At 70.0% G+C, this 15,856-nt stretch carries 16 protein-coding genes; 4 read left to right on the top strand and 12 right to left on the bottom strand.

Annotation, left to right across the window (positions count from 1 at the left end):
* The first annotated feature begins 60 nt into the window (after nt 1-60).
* A complete protein-coding gene (locus OG589_RS43685; protein ID WP_405144823.1) occupies nt 61-1,380 on the top strand; it encodes a UDP-glucose dehydrogenase family protein in 1,320 nt (439 codons plus the stop codon).
* A gap of 66 nt (nt 1,381-1,446) precedes the next feature.
* Here the strand turns inward: OG589_RS43685 and purE are convergent, their stop codons facing one another.
* The 3 genes from purE to OG589_RS43670 form a co-directional block, all read right to left on the bottom strand.
* Nucleotides 1,447-1,974: a 5-(carboxyamino)imidazole ribonucleotide mutase gene (purE, locus tag OG589_RS43680; protein ID WP_405144822.1), complete on the bottom strand. Its 528-nt coding sequence runs from the start codon at nt 1,972-1,974 to the stop codon at nt 1,447-1,449.
* Nucleotides 1,974-3,143, bottom strand: a complete 1,170-nt coding sequence (locus tag OG589_RS43675; RefSeq protein WP_405144821.1) for a 5-(carboxyamino)imidazole ribonucleotide synthase — start codon at nt 3,141-3,143, stop codon at nt 1,974-1,976. Before OG589_RS43675 ends, purE begins: the two co-directional genes overlap by 1 nt.
* 74 nt (nt 3,144-3,217) lie before the next feature.
* Nucleotides 3,218-4,165, bottom strand: a complete 948-nt coding sequence (locus OG589_RS43670; RefSeq protein WP_405144820.1) for a hypothetical protein — start codon at nt 4,163-4,165, stop codon at nt 3,218-3,220.
* 189 nt (nt 4,166-4,354) lie between these two features.
* Here OG589_RS43670 and OG589_RS43665 point away from each other — a divergent pair, with 189 nt between their 5' ends.
* The gene (locus OG589_RS43665) at nt 4,355-4,996 is read left to right on the top strand and encodes a GtrA family protein (protein ID WP_405144819.1); all 642 of its coding nucleotides are present in this window, start codon (nt 4,355-4,357) and stop codon (nt 4,994-4,996) included.
* A 14-nt stretch (nt 4,997-5,010) separates the two neighbouring features.
* Here OG589_RS43665 and OG589_RS43660 read toward each other — a convergent pair whose 3' ends face one another.
* The 9 genes from OG589_RS43660 to OG589_RS43620 form a co-directional block, all read right to left on the bottom strand.
* Nucleotides 5,011-6,282: an ATP-binding protein gene (locus OG589_RS43660; RefSeq protein ID WP_405144818.1), complete on the bottom strand. Its 1,272-nt coding sequence runs from the start codon at nt 6,280-6,282 to the stop codon at nt 5,011-5,013.
* An 11-nt stretch (nt 6,283-6,293) separates the two neighbouring features.
* Complete coding sequence (locus tag OG589_RS43655; protein WP_030451323.1) at nt 6,294-6,962, bottom strand: response regulator transcription factor; 669 nt, start codon at nt 6,960-6,962, stop codon at nt 6,294-6,296.
* 308 nt (nt 6,963-7,270) lie between these two features.
* Nucleotides 7,271-7,765: a bacterioferritin gene (gene bfr, locus OG589_RS43650; RefSeq protein ID WP_405144817.1), complete on the bottom strand. Its 495-nt coding sequence runs from the start codon at nt 7,763-7,765 to the stop codon at nt 7,271-7,273.
* A gap of 16 nt (nt 7,766-7,781) precedes the next feature.
* On the bottom strand, nt 7,782-7,961 hold the full coding sequence (locus OG589_RS43645) for a bacterioferritin-associated ferredoxin (protein ID WP_405144816.1): 180 nt from the start codon (nt 7,959-7,961) through the stop codon (nt 7,782-7,784).
* A 190-nt stretch (nt 7,962-8,151) separates the two neighbouring features.
* Nucleotides 8,152-8,775: an MBL fold metallo-hydrolase gene (locus OG589_RS43640; protein ID WP_405144815.1), complete on the bottom strand. Its 624-nt coding sequence runs from the start codon at nt 8,773-8,775 to the stop codon at nt 8,152-8,154.
* Entirely contained in the window at nt 8,772-9,857 is a 1,086-nt protein-coding gene (locus tag OG589_RS43635; RefSeq protein WP_405144814.1) for an S-(hydroxymethyl)mycothiol dehydrogenase, read from the bottom strand. Before OG589_RS43635 ends, OG589_RS43640 begins: the two co-directional genes overlap by 4 nt.
* A gap of 82 nt (nt 9,858-9,939) precedes the next feature.
* Nucleotides 9,940-10,932: an adenylate/guanylate cyclase domain-containing protein gene (locus OG589_RS43630; protein WP_405144813.1), complete on the bottom strand. Its 993-nt coding sequence runs from the start codon at nt 10,930-10,932 to the stop codon at nt 9,940-9,942.
* A gap of 33 nt (nt 10,933-10,965) precedes the next feature.
* Nucleotides 10,966-11,478 carry a PH domain-containing protein gene (locus OG589_RS43625; RefSeq protein WP_405144812.1) on the bottom strand — a complete coding sequence of 171 codons (513 nt, stop codon included), beginning with the start codon at nt 11,476-11,478 and terminating at the stop codon, nt 10,966-10,968.
* A 114-nt stretch (nt 11,479-11,592) separates the two neighbouring features.
* On the bottom strand, nt 11,593-12,417 hold the full coding sequence (locus OG589_RS43620) for a biotin--[acetyl-CoA-carboxylase] ligase (RefSeq protein WP_405144811.1): 825 nt from the start codon (nt 12,415-12,417) through the stop codon (nt 11,593-11,595).
* Between the two features lie 220 nt (nt 12,418-12,637).
* Between OG589_RS43620 and OG589_RS43615 the strand changes: the two genes are divergently transcribed.
* Together OG589_RS43615 and fdhD are read left to right on the top strand one after the other, a co-directional pair.
* Nucleotides 12,638-14,851: an FdhF/YdeP family oxidoreductase gene (locus OG589_RS43615; RefSeq protein ID WP_405144810.1), complete on the top strand. Its 2,214-nt coding sequence runs from the start codon at nt 12,638-12,640 to the stop codon at nt 14,849-14,851.
* Nucleotides 14,852-14,943: 92 nt separating this feature from the next.
* A complete protein-coding gene (fdhD, locus tag OG589_RS43610) occupies nt 14,944-15,837 on the top strand; it encodes a formate dehydrogenase accessory sulfurtransferase FdhD (RefSeq protein WP_405152239.1) in 894 nt (297 codons plus the stop codon).
* The last annotated feature ends 19 nt before the right edge of the window (nt 15,838-15,856 follow it).

Raw genomic sequence — 15,856 nt, 5'->3', positions numbered from 1 at the left:
TGCCTCGGCAACGTAACGGTAAAGATTGGGTCGACAGCCGTACATGGAAGGAGCACGCTCGTGTCCTACCGCCTGACGGTCCTGGGGACCGGATACTTGGGTGCCACGCACGCGGCGTGCATGGCCGCGCTGGGCTTCGAAGTGCTCGGGCTGGACGTGGATCCCGCGAAGATCGCCAGCCTGCAGGCCGGCGAGCTTCCCATCCACGAGCCAGCCCTTGAGGAGCTGCTCCAGCGCGGGCTGGAGTCGGGGCGGCTACGCTTCACGACCTCCTACGAGGAGGCCGCCGAGTTCGGCGACGTGCACTTCGTCTGCGTAGGAACCCCGCAGAAGAAGGGCGAGTACGCGGCCGACGTGTCCTACCTGGACGCGGTCGTCGAGTCGCTCGCCCCCCACCTCACCCGCGAGTGCCTGGTCGTCGGCAAGTCGACCGTGCCGGTCGGCACCGCCCAGCGCCTCGCCGACAAGCTCGTACGGCTCGCGCCGGCCGGAGAGCTGGTGGAGCTCGCGTGGAACCCCGAGTTCCTGCGCGAGGGCTTCGCCGTGCGGGACACCATGCATCCCGATCGCATCGTGCTCGGCGTCGTCTCCGACAAGGCCGAGAAGGTCATGCGCGAGGTGTACGAGCCCATGCTGTCGGAGGGCACCCCTCTGATCATCACGGACTACCCCACGGCCGAGCTCGTCAAGGTGGCCGCCAACGCCTTCCTGGCCACCAAGATCTCCTTCATCAACGCGATGGCCGAGGTCTGCGAGGCGGCGCACGCCGACGTCAAGGACCTGTCGCTCGCGCTGTCGTTCGACGAGCGCATCGGCGGCCGGTTTCTCAACCCCGGTCTCGGCTTCGGCGGCGGCTGCCTGCCCAAGGACATCCGCGCGTTCATGGCACGCGCCGGCGAGCTCGGCGCCGACCAGGCGCTGACGTTCCTCCGCGAGGTGGACGCGATCAACATGCGGCGCCGGGCCCGCATGGTCGACCTGGCCCGCGAGCTGGCGGGCGGCTCGTTCCGCGGCTGTACGGTCGGGGTGCTCGGGGCGGCGTTCAAGCCCAACTCCGACGACATCCGCGACTCCCCCGCCCTGGACGTGGCCGTCAAGATCCGCGAGCAGGGCGGGAAGGTCACGATCTACGACCCGGTGGCGCTCGCCAACGCCCGCAGGGCCCATCCGACCCTCGGGTTCGGGTCCTCGGCACTGGACGCCGCGCGCGGCGCGCACGTCGTGCTGCTGCTGACCGAGTGGCAGGAGTTCATCGACCTCGACCCCGAGAAGCTCGGCGGCGTCGTGGCCGCCCGCAAGATCGTGGACGGCCGCAACGCGCTGGACGCCGAGACCTGGCGCGCCTCGGGCTGGCACTACCGCGCGCTGGGCCGCCCGTAGCGAGCGAGACCGGTGAGGCCGCGCGCTCACCCCGGCCAGAGGCCGCGCAGCCCGTCAGGAGCGCGCCTAGCCCTTCGGGCCCGGGTCTGCCAGGGTCTCGGCCTCGGCGCGGAGCCGGGCGCCCTTGGCATGCGCCTGGTCCCTGAGAGCGGCCTGGAAATCGGTCATCTTCGCGCGCAGCTCCTCGGACGCGGCGGCGAGGACGCGGACGGCGAGCAGCCCGGCGTTGCGGGCGCCGCCGATCGCCACGGTGGCCACCGGCACCCCCGCGGGCATCTGCACGATGGACAGCAGTGAGTCCATGCCGTCGAGGTACTTCAGCGGCACCGGCACGCCGATCACCGGCAGCGGGGTCACGGCCGCCAGCATGCCGGGAAGGTGAGCGGCTCCCCCGGCGCCCGCGATGATCACCCGGAGCCCCCTGGACGCCGCCTGCTCGCCGTAGGCGATCATCTCTTGGGGCATGCGGTGTGCGGAGACCACATCGGCCTCGAACGGGACGCCGAACTCACCCAGCGCCTCGGCCGCGAGCCGCATCACCGGCCAGTCGGAGTCGCTGCCCATCACGATGCCGACCACGGGATCCGCTGCCATCAGACGTACTCTCCCGTGGCGAGGTGAACGGCGGCGTGGCGGGCGCGGGCACGCACCTCGTCGAGGTCGGTGCCGAGCGCGGTGACGTGCCCGATCTTCCGGCCGGGACGCACCTCCTTGCCGTAAAAGTGGATCTTCACGCCCGGGTCGTGGGCCATCACGTGCTCGTACCGGCCGAAGACGCCGGGATCCTCCCCGCCGAGCACGTTGACCATGACCACGACGGGCGCCGCAGGGGCGGGCGAGCCCAGCGGCAGGTCGAGGACGGCGCGCAGGTGCTGCTCGAACTGCGAGGTGCGGGCGCCCTCGATGGTCCAGTGGCCGCTGTTGTGCGGGCGCATCGCCAGCTCGTTCACCACGATGCGGCCGCCCGGGAGCTGGAACATCTCCACCGCGAGCAGCCCGGTCACCCCGAGCTCGTTGGCGATCTTGAGTGCGGTGTGCTGCGCCACCGCGGCGTCCTCGGGGTCGAGCCCCGGCGCGGGCGCGATGACCTCGACGCAGATGCCGTCCTGCTGGACGGTCTCCACGACCGGGTAGCTGACCCCCTGGCCGTGCGGCGACCGCGCGACGAGCACGGCGAGCTCGCGCTCGAACGGCACGAACGCCTCGGCCATCAGCTCGGTGCCGCTGGCCAGCACCTCACCGACCTCCTCCACCGACGAGCAGACCCACACGCCCCGGCCGTCGTAGCCGCCGCGCACGGCCTTGAGCACGATCGGCCAGCCGTGCTCCTTGCCGAAGCCCTCGAGGTCGTCGGCGGACGAGACCCGGGCCCAGGCGGGGCAGGGGACGCCGATCGCGGTGAGCCGCTCGCGCATCACGGCCTTGTCCTGCGCGTGCACGAGCGCCTCTGCGCCCGGGTGCACGGCGAGGCCGTCCGCGGCGAGGGCCTGGACGTGGCCGGTCGGCACGTGCTCGTGGTCGAAGGTGATCGCGTCGCAGCCGGCCGCGAACTCGCGCAGGACGGCGAGGTCGCGGTAGTCGCCGAGCCGCGTGTCGGCGATCACCCGGGCGGCGCTCTCGTCGAGGGAGTTGGCGAGGACGCGCAGCTCGACGCCGAGGGCGATGGCCGCCTGCTGGGTCATGCGGGCGAGCTGGCCCGCGCCGACCATGCCGACGACAGGCCCGATGGGAGGCGTTTCGCCCCTGGTCACAACACTGGTCACAAGCTCAAACCCTACCCAGGACCATCAGGTGGCCGTGCTGTCGGCCGGTTGCCCGTACGCGGGGCCGGTGAAGGTCAGGCGGTGATGTCGGCGAGGCCTCTGGTCATCGCCACAGTGGTCAGCCTGCCGTCGGCGGTGACCTTGGTCGCCAGGACGACGACCTCGCCGGCGTGGATGGTCGTGGGGTTCGGCTTGCCGGTGAAGGCCCGTACGGCGTCCGCGCCGAACACCGGGTGGGCGAGCCTGCGGGCGCCTGTCTTCTGCGTGTACACGATCTTGAGCGCGTGGAAGACCAGCGCGCCGCCGTCGGCGAGCCCGAGGGCCCTGGTCTCGGACGGCACGAGCTGCACATCGGAGCTGAGCCGGTCTGGCCGTACGGTGCCCGGCTTCTTGACCAGCTCGGCGAGCAGGGCGCGCATCGGGTCGCCCGCGGCGAACCGCACGCCGCTCAGCCCCGCGCGGTCGGAGAGAAAGGCCAGGTGCTTCTGCGGCACGAGCCGGGCGCGGACCCCGTCCTCGGGATCATCTGTGGGCACGACACGGGTGGTCTGCTGGGCGTCCAGCTCGGGAGCGGCCCCGAGGAGCCTGATGGGGCCGTACGCGAGCCGCCAGCGGTCCTCCTCCCGGGCGAAGACGAAGTAGGAGAGCTTGGGCTCGTGGGCCAGCACGACGAACCACGGATGCTCCGCGGGACGGTCGGGCAGGAAGTAGTCGACGTCGCCGTAGTCGAGCGGTGCGGGGGCAGGGCGGCCCTTCCTGACCGCCTCGCAGGCGCGGGTGCCCAGCTCGCTCTCCGCCGAGGTCGTGAGGAAGGCGACCTTGGCGCAGTCGTGCTTCTTCCAAGCCTCGTCGAGCTCTTTGAGCAGGGCGAAAGCGGTGGCGGCATCCTCGGGACCCACGGTCTGGGCGGGGGCGCTCACGGCATCGGGGGGCGCCGTCCGGTCAGGCTGACCGTCGGCCTGTGCGCCACAGGCTGTCAGCAGGGCGGCACTGATTCCCAGAGCGACAAGTCGGCGCAGCACGCTCGGAGCCACCTCTCCAGGGCACACCTTTGCGATCTGCGGCGCAGCCTAGCGCACCATGTCAGTTACTACCCGTGAAAGTCCGGATATTTGCTGAAACGGTCTTTTTGACGAGCTTGTGTGACTGGAAGCGAGGCCTGCCGTAGCACCGGTAACCTGATGGGGCTCCGGACCCCAGGAAGGACTGTTGTGCAGCTCATACGTCGCCTGTATGACAGGTTCTCCTCGCTGTTCCGCGAGCTCGCCAAGTTCGGCACGGTGGGCGCCGCCGCCTTCGTGGTCGACTTCGGCGGCACCAACCTCCTGCGGTACGGGGTGCAGTTCGGGCCGCTGACCTCCAAGGTCATCGCGACCGTGGTCGCCGCCACGCTGGCCTACCTCGCCAACCGCTACTGGACGTGGCGGCACCGCGAGCAGACCGGCCTGGCCCGCGAGTACTTCCTGTTCTTCGTGCTCAACGGCATCGGCCTGCTGATCTCGCTGCTCATCATCGGCTTCGTCGAGTACACGCTCAAGATGGCCGACCCGCTGAGCTACAACATCTCGCTCATCATCGGCACGGCACTCGGCACGCTGTTCCGCTTCTGGTCGTACAAGAAGTGGGTGTTCCTGCCGCCGGAGCTGCCGCCGGTCGACCCGCACACCGGGCTTCCCGAGACGGGCGAGGTGTCGCCCCACAGCTCTCACCAGGGTTCTCAGGGCGTCGTGCCACCGCCCCCGGGCGCTCCGGGCATCCGGCTGGGGGATCCCGCCCGTCTGAACGGCGACGGCAACCACGCCACCTTCTCGCCACCGACCTCGCCCCCGCCGGAGCGGGCCACCAGGCCCTGACCCCGCGAGCGGCATCACGCCGGGCCGCTGACCACACGGTGCCGCGCCGTCTCGTCGGCGGGGCGCAGGAAGAGCGCGAACACCGCCGGTCGCGGCCGTACCAGCTCTAAGCGCCCGCCGTCCGAGGCGGTGAGCGCGCGGGCCAGCGTCAGCCCGAGCCCCGTACCGCCGGCGCCGCTGACGTTGCGGTCGAACACGCGGGCGCGAAGGTGCTCGGGGATGCCCGGCCCCCTGTCGGCCACCTCTATCACGATCGATTTGTCCGAGCTGCCCGTCGTGATCGTCACCGGGCCGTCGCCGTGCTCCAGGGAGTTCTCCAATAACGTCGAAACCACCTGGCTCAGCCCGCCCTTGCTGACGAGCGCGCGCAGGCCGCGGTTTCCCTCAAGATGGAGCGACCGCCTTGACCTGCGGAATGCCGGCTCCCACTCGGTGATCTGCTGGCGCAGCACCTCGTCGACCGAGATGGCCTCCGCCTGCGCGTGGCGCTGCCGCCGGGCGGCGGCGAGGAGCTCGTCGATGACGGCGGTGAGCCGCTCGGCCTGGACGATCGCCGCCTCGCCCTCCTCGCGGACGATCGCGGGCTGGGTGGCCGCGGCCACGATCTCCTCCAGCCGCATGGTGAGCCCCGTGAGGGGCGTGCGCAGCTGGTGGGAGGCGTCGGTCGCGAACTCCCGCTCGCGGCTCAGCAGGTCGGCGATGCGGGTGGCGCTGCGGTCGAGCACCTCGGCCACCCGATCGAGCTCGGGTATGCCGTAGCGGTGCCTGCTCGGCCGGGCGTCACCGGAGCCCAGCCGCTCCGCGATCCTGGCGAGATCCAGGAGCGGCAGGGTGAGCCGGCGTGACTGCACGACGGCGAGCGACACCGCGACCGCCAGCGCGAGACCGGCCAGGGCCACGATGAGCAGGAGCCACCCCCGGATGTTCCGCTCGACCTGGGCTCGGTCACGCGTTATCCGGACGTAGACCCCACTCTCGGAATGGGTTTCCTCGGTCATCTGCCGATCGGGGGGCGGCTCCGTACCGACGATGACCGTCGGGCTGTTGCGGATGAAGATCTGGACATACCTGTTGGGATACTGCCGCTGCAGCTCGTCGGGATCTATGGGCCGCTCCTCGATGCGGGCGTATTCCACCTGGCTGAGCAGCAGCGTCGCCTGTGCCCGGAGCTGCTGGACCGCCTCGTCGTTGATGAGGCGGGTCACCACCAGCCCGAGCGGGACACCCAGGAGCAGGACCGCGATGGCCGCGACTACCAATGTCGAAGACAGCAACCTACGGCGCATCTAGCTATGGGCTATTCGCGCTCGAATCGGAAGCCAACTCCACGAACCGTGGTGATGTAACGCGGCTTGGCGGCATCGTCCCCCAGCTTGCGGCGCAGCCACGAGATGTGCATGTCGAGGGTCTTGGTCGAACCCCACCAGTTCGTGTCCCACACCTCACGCATGATCTGCTCGCGGGTGACGACCTTGCCCGCGTCGCGTACGAGCACGCGCAACAGGTCGAATTCCTTGGTGGTCAGATGCAGCTCCTTGTCTCCCATCCAGGCACGCCGCGAGTCGGCGTCGATGCGCACGCCCTGGACCACGGGGGTCTCAGAGGTGCCGCGCCGCAGCAGCGCCCGCACACGGGCGAGTAGCTCGGCGAGCCGGAACGGCTTGGTCACATAGTCGTCGGCTCCCGCGTCGAGACCGACCACGGTGTCCACCTCGTCGACGCGCGCCGTCAGGATCAGCACGGGCGTGCCGTGCCCTTCGGCGCGAATGCGGCGGGCGACCTCCAGGCCGTCCATTTCGGGTAGGCCCAAGTCAAGCACGATGAGGTCGACGCCCCCGGACAGAGCCCTTTCCAGGGCCTGCGGGCCATCGGGGCTCACCTCCACCTGATAGCCCTCTCGGCGCAGCGCGCGCGCCAGGGGCTCGGAGATCGAGGTGTCATCCTCGGCGAGAAGTACGCAGGTCATAAAGCGATCGTAGGACCTTAGGCGATCGTTTCCCGGGTACAGCGCGCGGTTTGACTTGTCGTTGACCCACCAATTGACCTGGGCAAAGACGGAGAAAGGGGGATGAGCCCTCCCGCACTAACCTGGTACCCCAAGCGCACCACGGCTATCCGCGCCGAGCGGTCCCGACACGCCCGGACACGCCGGGGACACGCGGAGAGACGCCGACGGCCCGCCGGAAAACCCGGGCGGGCCGTGTCGTGGGCTGGGCTTCTGTCACCGGTCTCGGTGGCATCGGCAAAATTGTGCTAAAGAAATCCGGCGGGACGCTAGGAGCCGGAGTCCGAGCCGCCCGGAAGCTCCACGAATCGCTGGAGGTAGAGCGCCTCGCCGAGGGTGTTCAGCAACTGCAGCTCGGTCTCGAGGTGGTCGATGTGGTGCTCTTCGTCCTCAAGGATGCCCTCGAAGACGCGGGCCGAGGTCGCGTCGCCGCGCTCCCGCATCAGCTGGATGCCGGGACGCAGGCGCTGGACCACCTCGACCTCCAGCTGAAGGTCGGCCTCCAGCTGCTCCTTCACGGTCTGCCCGATGTGGAGAGTGCCGAGCTTCTGGTAGTTGGGCAGGCCTTCGAGCATCAGGATGCGGTCGGTGAGCACCTCGGCGTGCCGCATCTCGTCGATGGACTCGGCCCTGGTGTACGCGGCGAGCTTGGTGTATCCCCAGTGCTCCTGCAGCTTGGCGTGGAGGAAGTACTGGTTGATCGCCGTGAGCTCTGACGTCAGCTGCTCGTTCAGCAGAGCGATGATGTCTTTGTCCCCCTGCATGTGCAAGCCCCTTGATCTATGCGGTCGCGACAAGTTCCTCAGATCGCTTCAGCATTGCACAAATCTTCCGGACGCATGTCGCGCAGTCCCTGCCCGCTCCCGTGGTGTCACGGATCTGGCGAGCGGTCTTCGCACCTGCGGCGATACAGGCGTGAACATCGTGCTCGGTCACGGCCTGACAGATGCATACGTACATGCGAGGAGTGCCTCTCACGGCGGGGGAAGGTAGGTTAGGCACACCTAAGGTAACCCATAAAGCTAAGGCTTGCCTACGTGACCTGGCTAACACTGACGCTGCCTTCACCCCGTCATTGAGGCGCCGCTGTGTCACTGACCTCGCGCTGCCGTGCGCATGCCGGCAGGCGATGTCAGTGACTTCCGGCCGGTCAGTGGCCCCGGGCGATCCACTTCTCCAGATCGGGCGCCTCGGACCCGATGCTCGTCGAGTCGCCGTGACCGGTGTGGACGACGGTCTCGGGAGGCAGGACCAGCAACCGGTCCCTGATGGAGTCGATGATCGTGTCGAACGACGAGTACGACCGCCCGGTGGCCCCCGGCCCGCCCGAGAAGAGCGTGTCCCCCGTGAAGACGGCTCCGAGGTCGGGAACGTACAGGCTGACGGCCCCAGGGGCGTGGCCGGGAGTGTGGAGCACGCGCAGGGCGGTGCCGGCCACCTCGACCACGTCACCGTCGTGGAGCGGCTCGTACGGCCGCGCGCTGCCGTACACCATCTCCCACAGGACGGCGTCGGCCGGATGCAGCAGAATCGGGGCGCCCGTGGCGTCGGCCAGCGCCCCGGCGGCGTTGATGTGGTCGTTGTGGGCGTGGGTGCAGATGATCGCCTTCAGCCGGCGGCCGCCCACCGCCTCCTGGATGGCCTGCGCGTCGTGGGCGGCGTCGATGACGACCACCTCGTGGTCGTCGCCCACGAACCACACGTTGTTGTCGACGTCCCAGGTGCCGCCGTCGAGCGTGAAGGTGCCCGAGGTGACGAGCTTGCCGATGGTCACAGGACCACCACCGAGCGGAGGACCTCGCCGCGGTGCATCTTGGCGAAGGCGTCCTCGACCTGGTCCAGCTCGATCGTCTCGGAGACGAACCCGTCGAGGTTGAGCCTGCCCTGCAGGTAGAGGTCGATGAGCATGGGGAAGTCGCGGCTCGGCAGGCAGTCGCCGTACCAGGAGGACTTCAGCGAGCCGCCCCGGCCGAAGACGTCCAGCAGCGGCAGGTCGAGCGTCATGTCCGGAGTCGGCACGCCCACGAGCACGACGGTGCCGGCGAGGTCGCGGGCGTAGAAGGCCTGCTTGTAGGTCTCGGGGCGGCCGACCGCCTCGATGACGACGTCGGCGCCGTGCCCGCCGGTGAGCTCGCGGATCGCCTCCACCGGGTCGGCGGTCTTGGAGTTGACGGTGTGGGTCGCGCCGAACTGGCCCGCGAGGCCGAGCTTGCGGTCGTCCACGTCCACCGCGATGATCTTCGCGGCGCCCGCGAGCGACGACCCGAGGATCGCCGCGTTGCCGACCCCGCCGCACCCGATGACGGCGACCGAGTCACCGCGGGACACCCCGCCGGTGTTGATCGCGGCGCCGAGGCCCGCCATCACGCCACAGCCGAGCAGACCGGCCACGGCGGGCCGGGCATCGGGGTCGACCTTGGTGCACTGCCCCGCGGCGACCAGCGTCTTCTCGGCGAACGCCCCGATGCCGAGGGCGGGGCTGAGCGCCGTGCCGTCCGCGAGGGTCATCTTCTGGGCGGCGTTGTGGGTGGCGAAGCAGTACCACGGGCGGCCCCGAAGGCACGCCCGGCAGTTGCCGCAGACGGCGCGCCAGTTGAGGATCACGTAGTCACCCGGGGCGACGCTCGTGACGCCGGTGCCCACGGCCTCGACGACGCCGGCGGCCTCGTGGCCGAGCAGGAAGGGGAACTCGTCGTTGATCCCGCCCTCGCGGTAGTGCAGGTCGGTGTGGCACACCCCGCAGGCCTGCACGTTCACGACGGCCTCGCCGGGCCCCGGGTCGGGGACGATGACGGTCTGCACCGACACGGCCTCGCCCTTGCCCCCCGCTATCACACCCTGGACTTCGTACGGCATGTGGGTCCCTCCATTTATCGACCTACATCAACGTGCATCGACACATCAATGGCGTTCAGAATGTTGACGACCGGTGCGGCCGTCAAGACCGGCGTAGTACGTAGGGCTGGATCATCCCGAGGCCGCGGGCCGGGCGCCTGCGGATGCGCTGGGCCGCGATCCCCGGCCTGCCCTCGATCGCCTCCGCCATGCCCGGATCGACGAGCACCGTGCACGGGTGGGCTATCGCGGTCAGCCGCGCGGCGAGGTTCACGGTCGTCCCGAAGACGTCGCCCATGATCGGGAGCACCGGGCCGTACGAGAGGCCGACGCGCACCTCCCTGCCCGCGTCGCGGATCGCGTCGACCAGCTCCAGCGCGACGCGCGACGCCGTCTCCGCCGTGGGGGCGGTGAAGAGCACCTCGTCACCGAGGGTCTTGACCACCCGGGCGCCGTGCGCGGCGACGACGTCGGAGGTGATGGACTCGAAGTTCTCCACCAGCTCGGCCAGGCCCTGCTCGTCCAGCTCGCGGGAGACCTGGGTGAAGGAGACCAGGTCGGCGAACCCGACGGCGAGGGTCAGGCGGCCCGGCACCGTCTCGGTGTTCAGGTCGGTGGTCGTGAGCAGGCGGGTGCCCGCCGCGGCGAGCTGGGCCCGCCACACGTGGACGAGCAGGCGCTCGAACTCGGGCAGGAGCTTGCGGGAGATCGCGAGGAGGTCGGCCAGTTCCTTGTCGGTCGGCGCCTCCGCCGGGCCGAGCATCGCCCCGATCATGATCTCGGCCTGCCACTGGGCGAGCCTGGCCGTGGTCTGGCCGAGCGCCCTCGCCATCCGTACGACCGTGGTCTCGTCGATCAGCTCGCCGCCGAGCATGCCGGCCACGCGGCGCAGCGCCTCCACGTCGGCGTCGGTGAAGGCGGGGGTGTCGTCGGCGGGCGTGGCGAACCCGAGCGCGCGCCAGATGCGCTGGGCGAGCTCCGAGGGGACCCCGGCCCGCCTCGCCACCTCCCCGCGCGTATGACGAGGCGCGGAGCCCACGAACAGCCGCTCGATCTGCTCGGCTGTCGGACGTCCCGCGGTCTCGGTCTCACGCACCTTCAGGAGGTTACGCCACGTCCGGGGCATATCTCACCGACCGTCGATGTCTCCGTCGGAAGCGTCCTCCACCAGCCGGAACAGCTCCGACCTGACCGCCTGGATCTTGGGAATGTCCCTGAGGTTGATCTCGCCCTTGTCGGAGGCGGACTCGACCACGAGGGTGCCGCAGCCGAGCATGCGCTCGACGAAGGTCTGGTCGGAGCTGACGCTGTTGACCTTGGTCAGCGGGATGTCGTCGTCGGACTTGCTCAGGATGCCGGTGCTGATGTTGAACCGGTGGGTCGTGAGCGTGTACGACGTGGTCTTCCACCGCAGGTACGGGATGAACGACCAGAGCGCCAGCGCCACCACGGACACGACGGCCACCGCGAGCCACGCGTAGCGGGCGTACTCGTAGTCCACGGGAATGAAGTAGAACGCCGCGCTCGAAGCGGCGATGACGAGGATCAGCGCGAAGAAGGGGAGTATCAGGCGCTTCCAGTGCGGATGGAACGAGTGCACGACCCGCTCCCCCGCCGTCAGATGATGTTCAGGGAGACCCATGGGGCAAATCGTGGCACGCCGATCTCCCCCACGTCTTCCCCATCTTTCGCGCCGGGGCGGATGCCCCGCCAACCCGGGCGTTCTCTTGGCCCGATCTTGACGTGAAGAGCCGTCCTAGCGCGGGGCGGGCCGCACGTGCACCACGTCGCCCACGCTGAGGGCGTGATCGACGCCGTCGGCACGCACGACCAGGTAGCCGGAGCCGTCCACGCCGGTGGCGACGCCGCTCAGCAGGCGCTCCCCGGGAAGCTCGACCCGCACCTCCTGGCCGACCGTGGCGCTCATCGCGGTGTAGGCGGACCGCAGCCCGCACGCGTCGGCGTCGCCGTCGGCCGCCAGCCAGTCGCGGTAGTGCGACTCGATCTCCCGGAGCACGGCCCTGATCAAAGGGTCACGGTCGGTGCACTCGGCGTTCTCGATGGCCAGCGAGGTGGCGGTGGTGACCGGCAGCTCGTCGGCGCGCACCGACACGTTGAGCCCCATGCCGACGACGATCGCGCCCTCCACGCGCTCGGCGAGCACGCCCGCGATCTTGCGCTCGCCGACGAGCAGGTCGTTCGGCCACTTCAGCCGTACGTCGAGGCCGGCGACGCGGCGGATGGCGGTCGCGGCGGCCAGGGCCACCAGCAGGGTGATCCATCCCTGCCTGGCCGGGGGGACCGCCGGGCGCAGCAGCAGGGAGAAGGTCAGCCCCGAGCGCGCGGGGGCGGTCCACACGCGGCCGAGCCGGCCGCGCCCCTCAAGCTGGAGCTCCGCGATCAGCACGGCGCCCTCGCGCGCGCCGTCGCGGGCGAGCTGGGCCAGGTCGGCGTTGGTGGACCCGGTGCGGTCGACGACGGTCAGCTGGGACCAGAGGCCGCCCGGCCGGATGACGGCGCGGGTCAGCGCCGCCTGCGAGAGCGGCGGCCGGTCGAGATCGGTGTACGGCGAGTCAAGCACGTCTCCATCCTCCTCCTTCGCGCGGTGCGGCGAGGCCCGCTTACCGTTACGACCAGCGAACACTACGTACCGCCACCATAATTTTGACCGTGGGTGACCAACCGGCCTCCGATGCCGGCGTGATCCCGGGTTAGTCAAAAACCGGGTGAAAGGTGATCCTATGAGTACGCCCCGGGAATGACCGGCAGGCAGGCAGGCAGAAGAAACAGGTGAACGTCCGGTGAGCAAGCGTCTTGACCCTCGGAACTGGGCGAGCTGGAAGCCCTTCGGCATCGGCGAGCGCAAGCCCAACAACTATCTAGAGCTGTGGAAGGCGTTCCGGTCGGTCAAGGGCAACCGGCGCTTCGCCTGGCGCATCCTCAACGAGGGCACCTGCGATGGCTGCGCCCTCGGCACCCGGGGCATGCGCGACTGGACCATGGACGAGATCCACCTGTGCAACATCCGCCTGCGGCTGCTCAAGCTGAACACCATGCCCCCGCTGGACCATTCGGTGCTGGCCGACGTGGCCCCGCTGGCCAAGCTCAGGAGCGCGGAGCTGCGCGACCTCGGCCGCCTGCCGTACCCCATGCTCAGGCGCAGGGGCGAGCCCGGCTTCACCCGCGTGAGCTGGGAGGATGCGCTCGGCCTGGCCGCGTCCCAACTGCGCGGCGCGAGGCTCGGGGTGTATCTCACCAGCCGGGGCGTCCCCAACGAGAACTACTTCGCGGCGCAGAAGGCCGTGCGGGCACTCGGCACGAACAACGTCGACAACGCGGCGCGCATCTGCCACTCACCCTCGACGGTCGCGCTCAAGCAGACCATCGGAGCCGCCGCGACCACCTGCTCCTACACCGACTGGATCGGCTCCGACCTGATCGTCTTCATCGGGTCGAACCCGTCGAACAACCAGCCCGTCGCGATGAAGTACCTCTTCCACGCCAAGAAGGCGGGCACCCGAATCGCGATGGTGAACTCCTACCGCGAGCCGGGCATGGAGCGCTACTGGGTACCGTCCAACGCCGAGTCCGCGCTGTTCGGCACGAAGATCACCGACGACTTCTTCGGGGTGAACGTCGGCGGCGACATCGGCTTCCTCAACGGCGTGCTCAAGCACCTCGTCGAGAACGACTGGCTGGACAAGGCGTTCATCGACCGGCACACCTCGGGCTTCGAGGACGTACGGGCGGCCGTCGCCGGGCAGTCGTGGGAGACGCTCGAGGCCCTCAGCGGCGCCACGCGCGACCAGATGTACGAGCTGGCCAAGCTGCTCGGCGAGGCGAAGTCCGCCGTGCTGGTGTGGTCGATGGGCATCACCCAGCACTCGTACGGCGAGGACAACGTGCGCTCGATCGTGAACCTCGCCCTCGCCAGGGGTTTCGTGGGGCGGGACAACTGCGGGCTCATGCCGATCCGCGGGCACAGCGGGGTGCAGGGCGGCGCCGAGATGGGCGCCTACGCCACCGGGCTCCCCGGCGGCCTGCCGATCACCCCCGAGAACGCCGGGAGGTTCAGCGAGAAGTGGGGCTTCGAGGTTCCCTCCACGCCTGGGCTCACCGCGACCGACATGATCGACGCGGCCCACGAGCGCGAGCTGGACGTGCTGATCTCCTCCGGGGGCAACTTCCTGGAGGTGCTGCCCGACCCGGCCTACTGCCGCGACGCGCTGTCCCGGCTCCCGCTCCGGGTCCACGTCGACATCGTGCTGTCCAGCCAGATGCTGGTGGAGTCGGAGGGCGACGTCCTCCTGCTCCCCGCCCAGACGCGGTACGAGATGGAGGGCGGGGTGACCGAGACCTCGACCGAGCGCCGCGTCATCTTCTCCCCCGAGGTGCGGGGGCCGCGCATCGGGGAGGCGTGGCCGGAGTGGAAGATCTTCACCGAGCTGGCCGCCCGCGCCCGGCCGGAGCTGGCGGACAAGATCCGTTATCCGGACGGCACGCCGCAGATCCGGCGGGAGATCGAGGACGCCGTGCCGTTCTACGCGGGCATCGCCGGGCTCGCGAAGTTCGGCGACAACGTGCAGTACGGCGGGCGGCACCTCTGTCCCGGCGGGCGCTTCCCCACCGCCGACGGTCTCGGGCACTTCTCGCCCGTCGAGCCACCCCGGCTGGAGCGCCCGGACGGCTCGTTCATGGTCGCCACGCGGCGCGGCAAGCAGTTCAACAGCATGGTCCACGAGCGGCGTGACGGCTTCAACGGCGCCACCCGCGAGGCCGTGCTGATGAGCCCGTACGACGCCGACCGGCTCGGGCTGCCCGACGGCGCCGAGGTGGAGCTGACCGGCGCCGCCGGACGGTTCGCCGGGCGCGTGATGCGGGCGCCGCTGACGCCGGGCAACCTGCAGATCCACTGGCCGGAGGGCAACGTCCTGCTGGACGTCGCCCGCCGCTCCCCCGACGCGCGGATCCCCGACTACAACGCCGTCGTCACGCTCAGAAAGACCGCGCCATGACCACCGGCCACGCTCCGAAGGACCATGCCCGGGGGGCCCGGGGGGCGGAGAAGCACGGTCGTGAAGATCAGGTGAGGACGTCCGCTGGGCATGTGCGACCGGGGCCGACGACTCGGGTTCGCGTACGCGAGGTCTCCGGCGGGGCCGCACGCGACCGGCGGGACGATCTCGCCACCGAGGAGCCCTTGGAGATCCGGATCACGGCGGGGGGCGCCACCCGCACCCTGGCCATCACCATGCGGACGCCCGGCGCCGACTTCGAGCTGGCGGCCGGGTTCCTGTCGGGCGAGGGCATCGCGGGACCGGAGGACATCGCCTCGATCGCGTACTGCACCGACGACGACCTCCCGCCGGAGGCGCGCTACAACACCGTCACGGTACGGCTGCGCGGGGCGACGCTCCCCGACCTACCCACTATGCAACGACATTTCCTGACATCGAGCGCTTGTGGCGTTTGCGGTACCGCCAGCCTCGAAGCGCTCCGGGACCGCCACGCCTGCCTGGAACCGGCCTCCTCGGGGGAAGGCAGGCCGGAGGGAGCGTCGCCGGGGGTGCTTCCGCCGGTGCCCGCCGAGGTCCTGTACGAGCTGCCCGACCGGCTGAGGAAGGCGCAGGGCATCTTCGGCAAGACCGGGGGCCTGCACGCGGCGGGGCTGTTCACGGCCGACGGATCGTTGCTCGCCCTGCGGGAGGACGTCGGGCGGCACAACGCCGTGGACAAGCTCGTCGGCTGGGCCCTGATGTCCGAACGGCTGCCGCTCAGCTCGTTCCTCCTCCTTGTCAGCGGCAGGACCAGCTACGAGATCATGCAGAAGGCCCTGGCGGCGGGCCTGCCCATGGTCTGCGGCGTGTCCGCCCCCTCCTCCTTGGCCGTCGACCTGGCCAGAGAGTTCAACCTGACCCTCGTCGGCTTCCTGCGAGGCGAACGCTTCAACATCTACGCCGGCCCGGACCGCATCACCTCCGCCCCCGGGCACGGCGACTGACTCACATTCGCCACTCCGA

The organism is Sphaerisporangium sp. NBC_01403 (assembly GCF_045040145.1).
GTDB lineage: Bacteria > Actinomycetota > Actinomycetes > Streptosporangiales > Streptosporangiaceae > Sphaerisporangium > Sphaerisporangium viridialbum.
The sequence above is the reverse complement of the archived record's forward strand: the minus strand, read 5'-3'. Positions and strand labels throughout refer to the sequence as shown.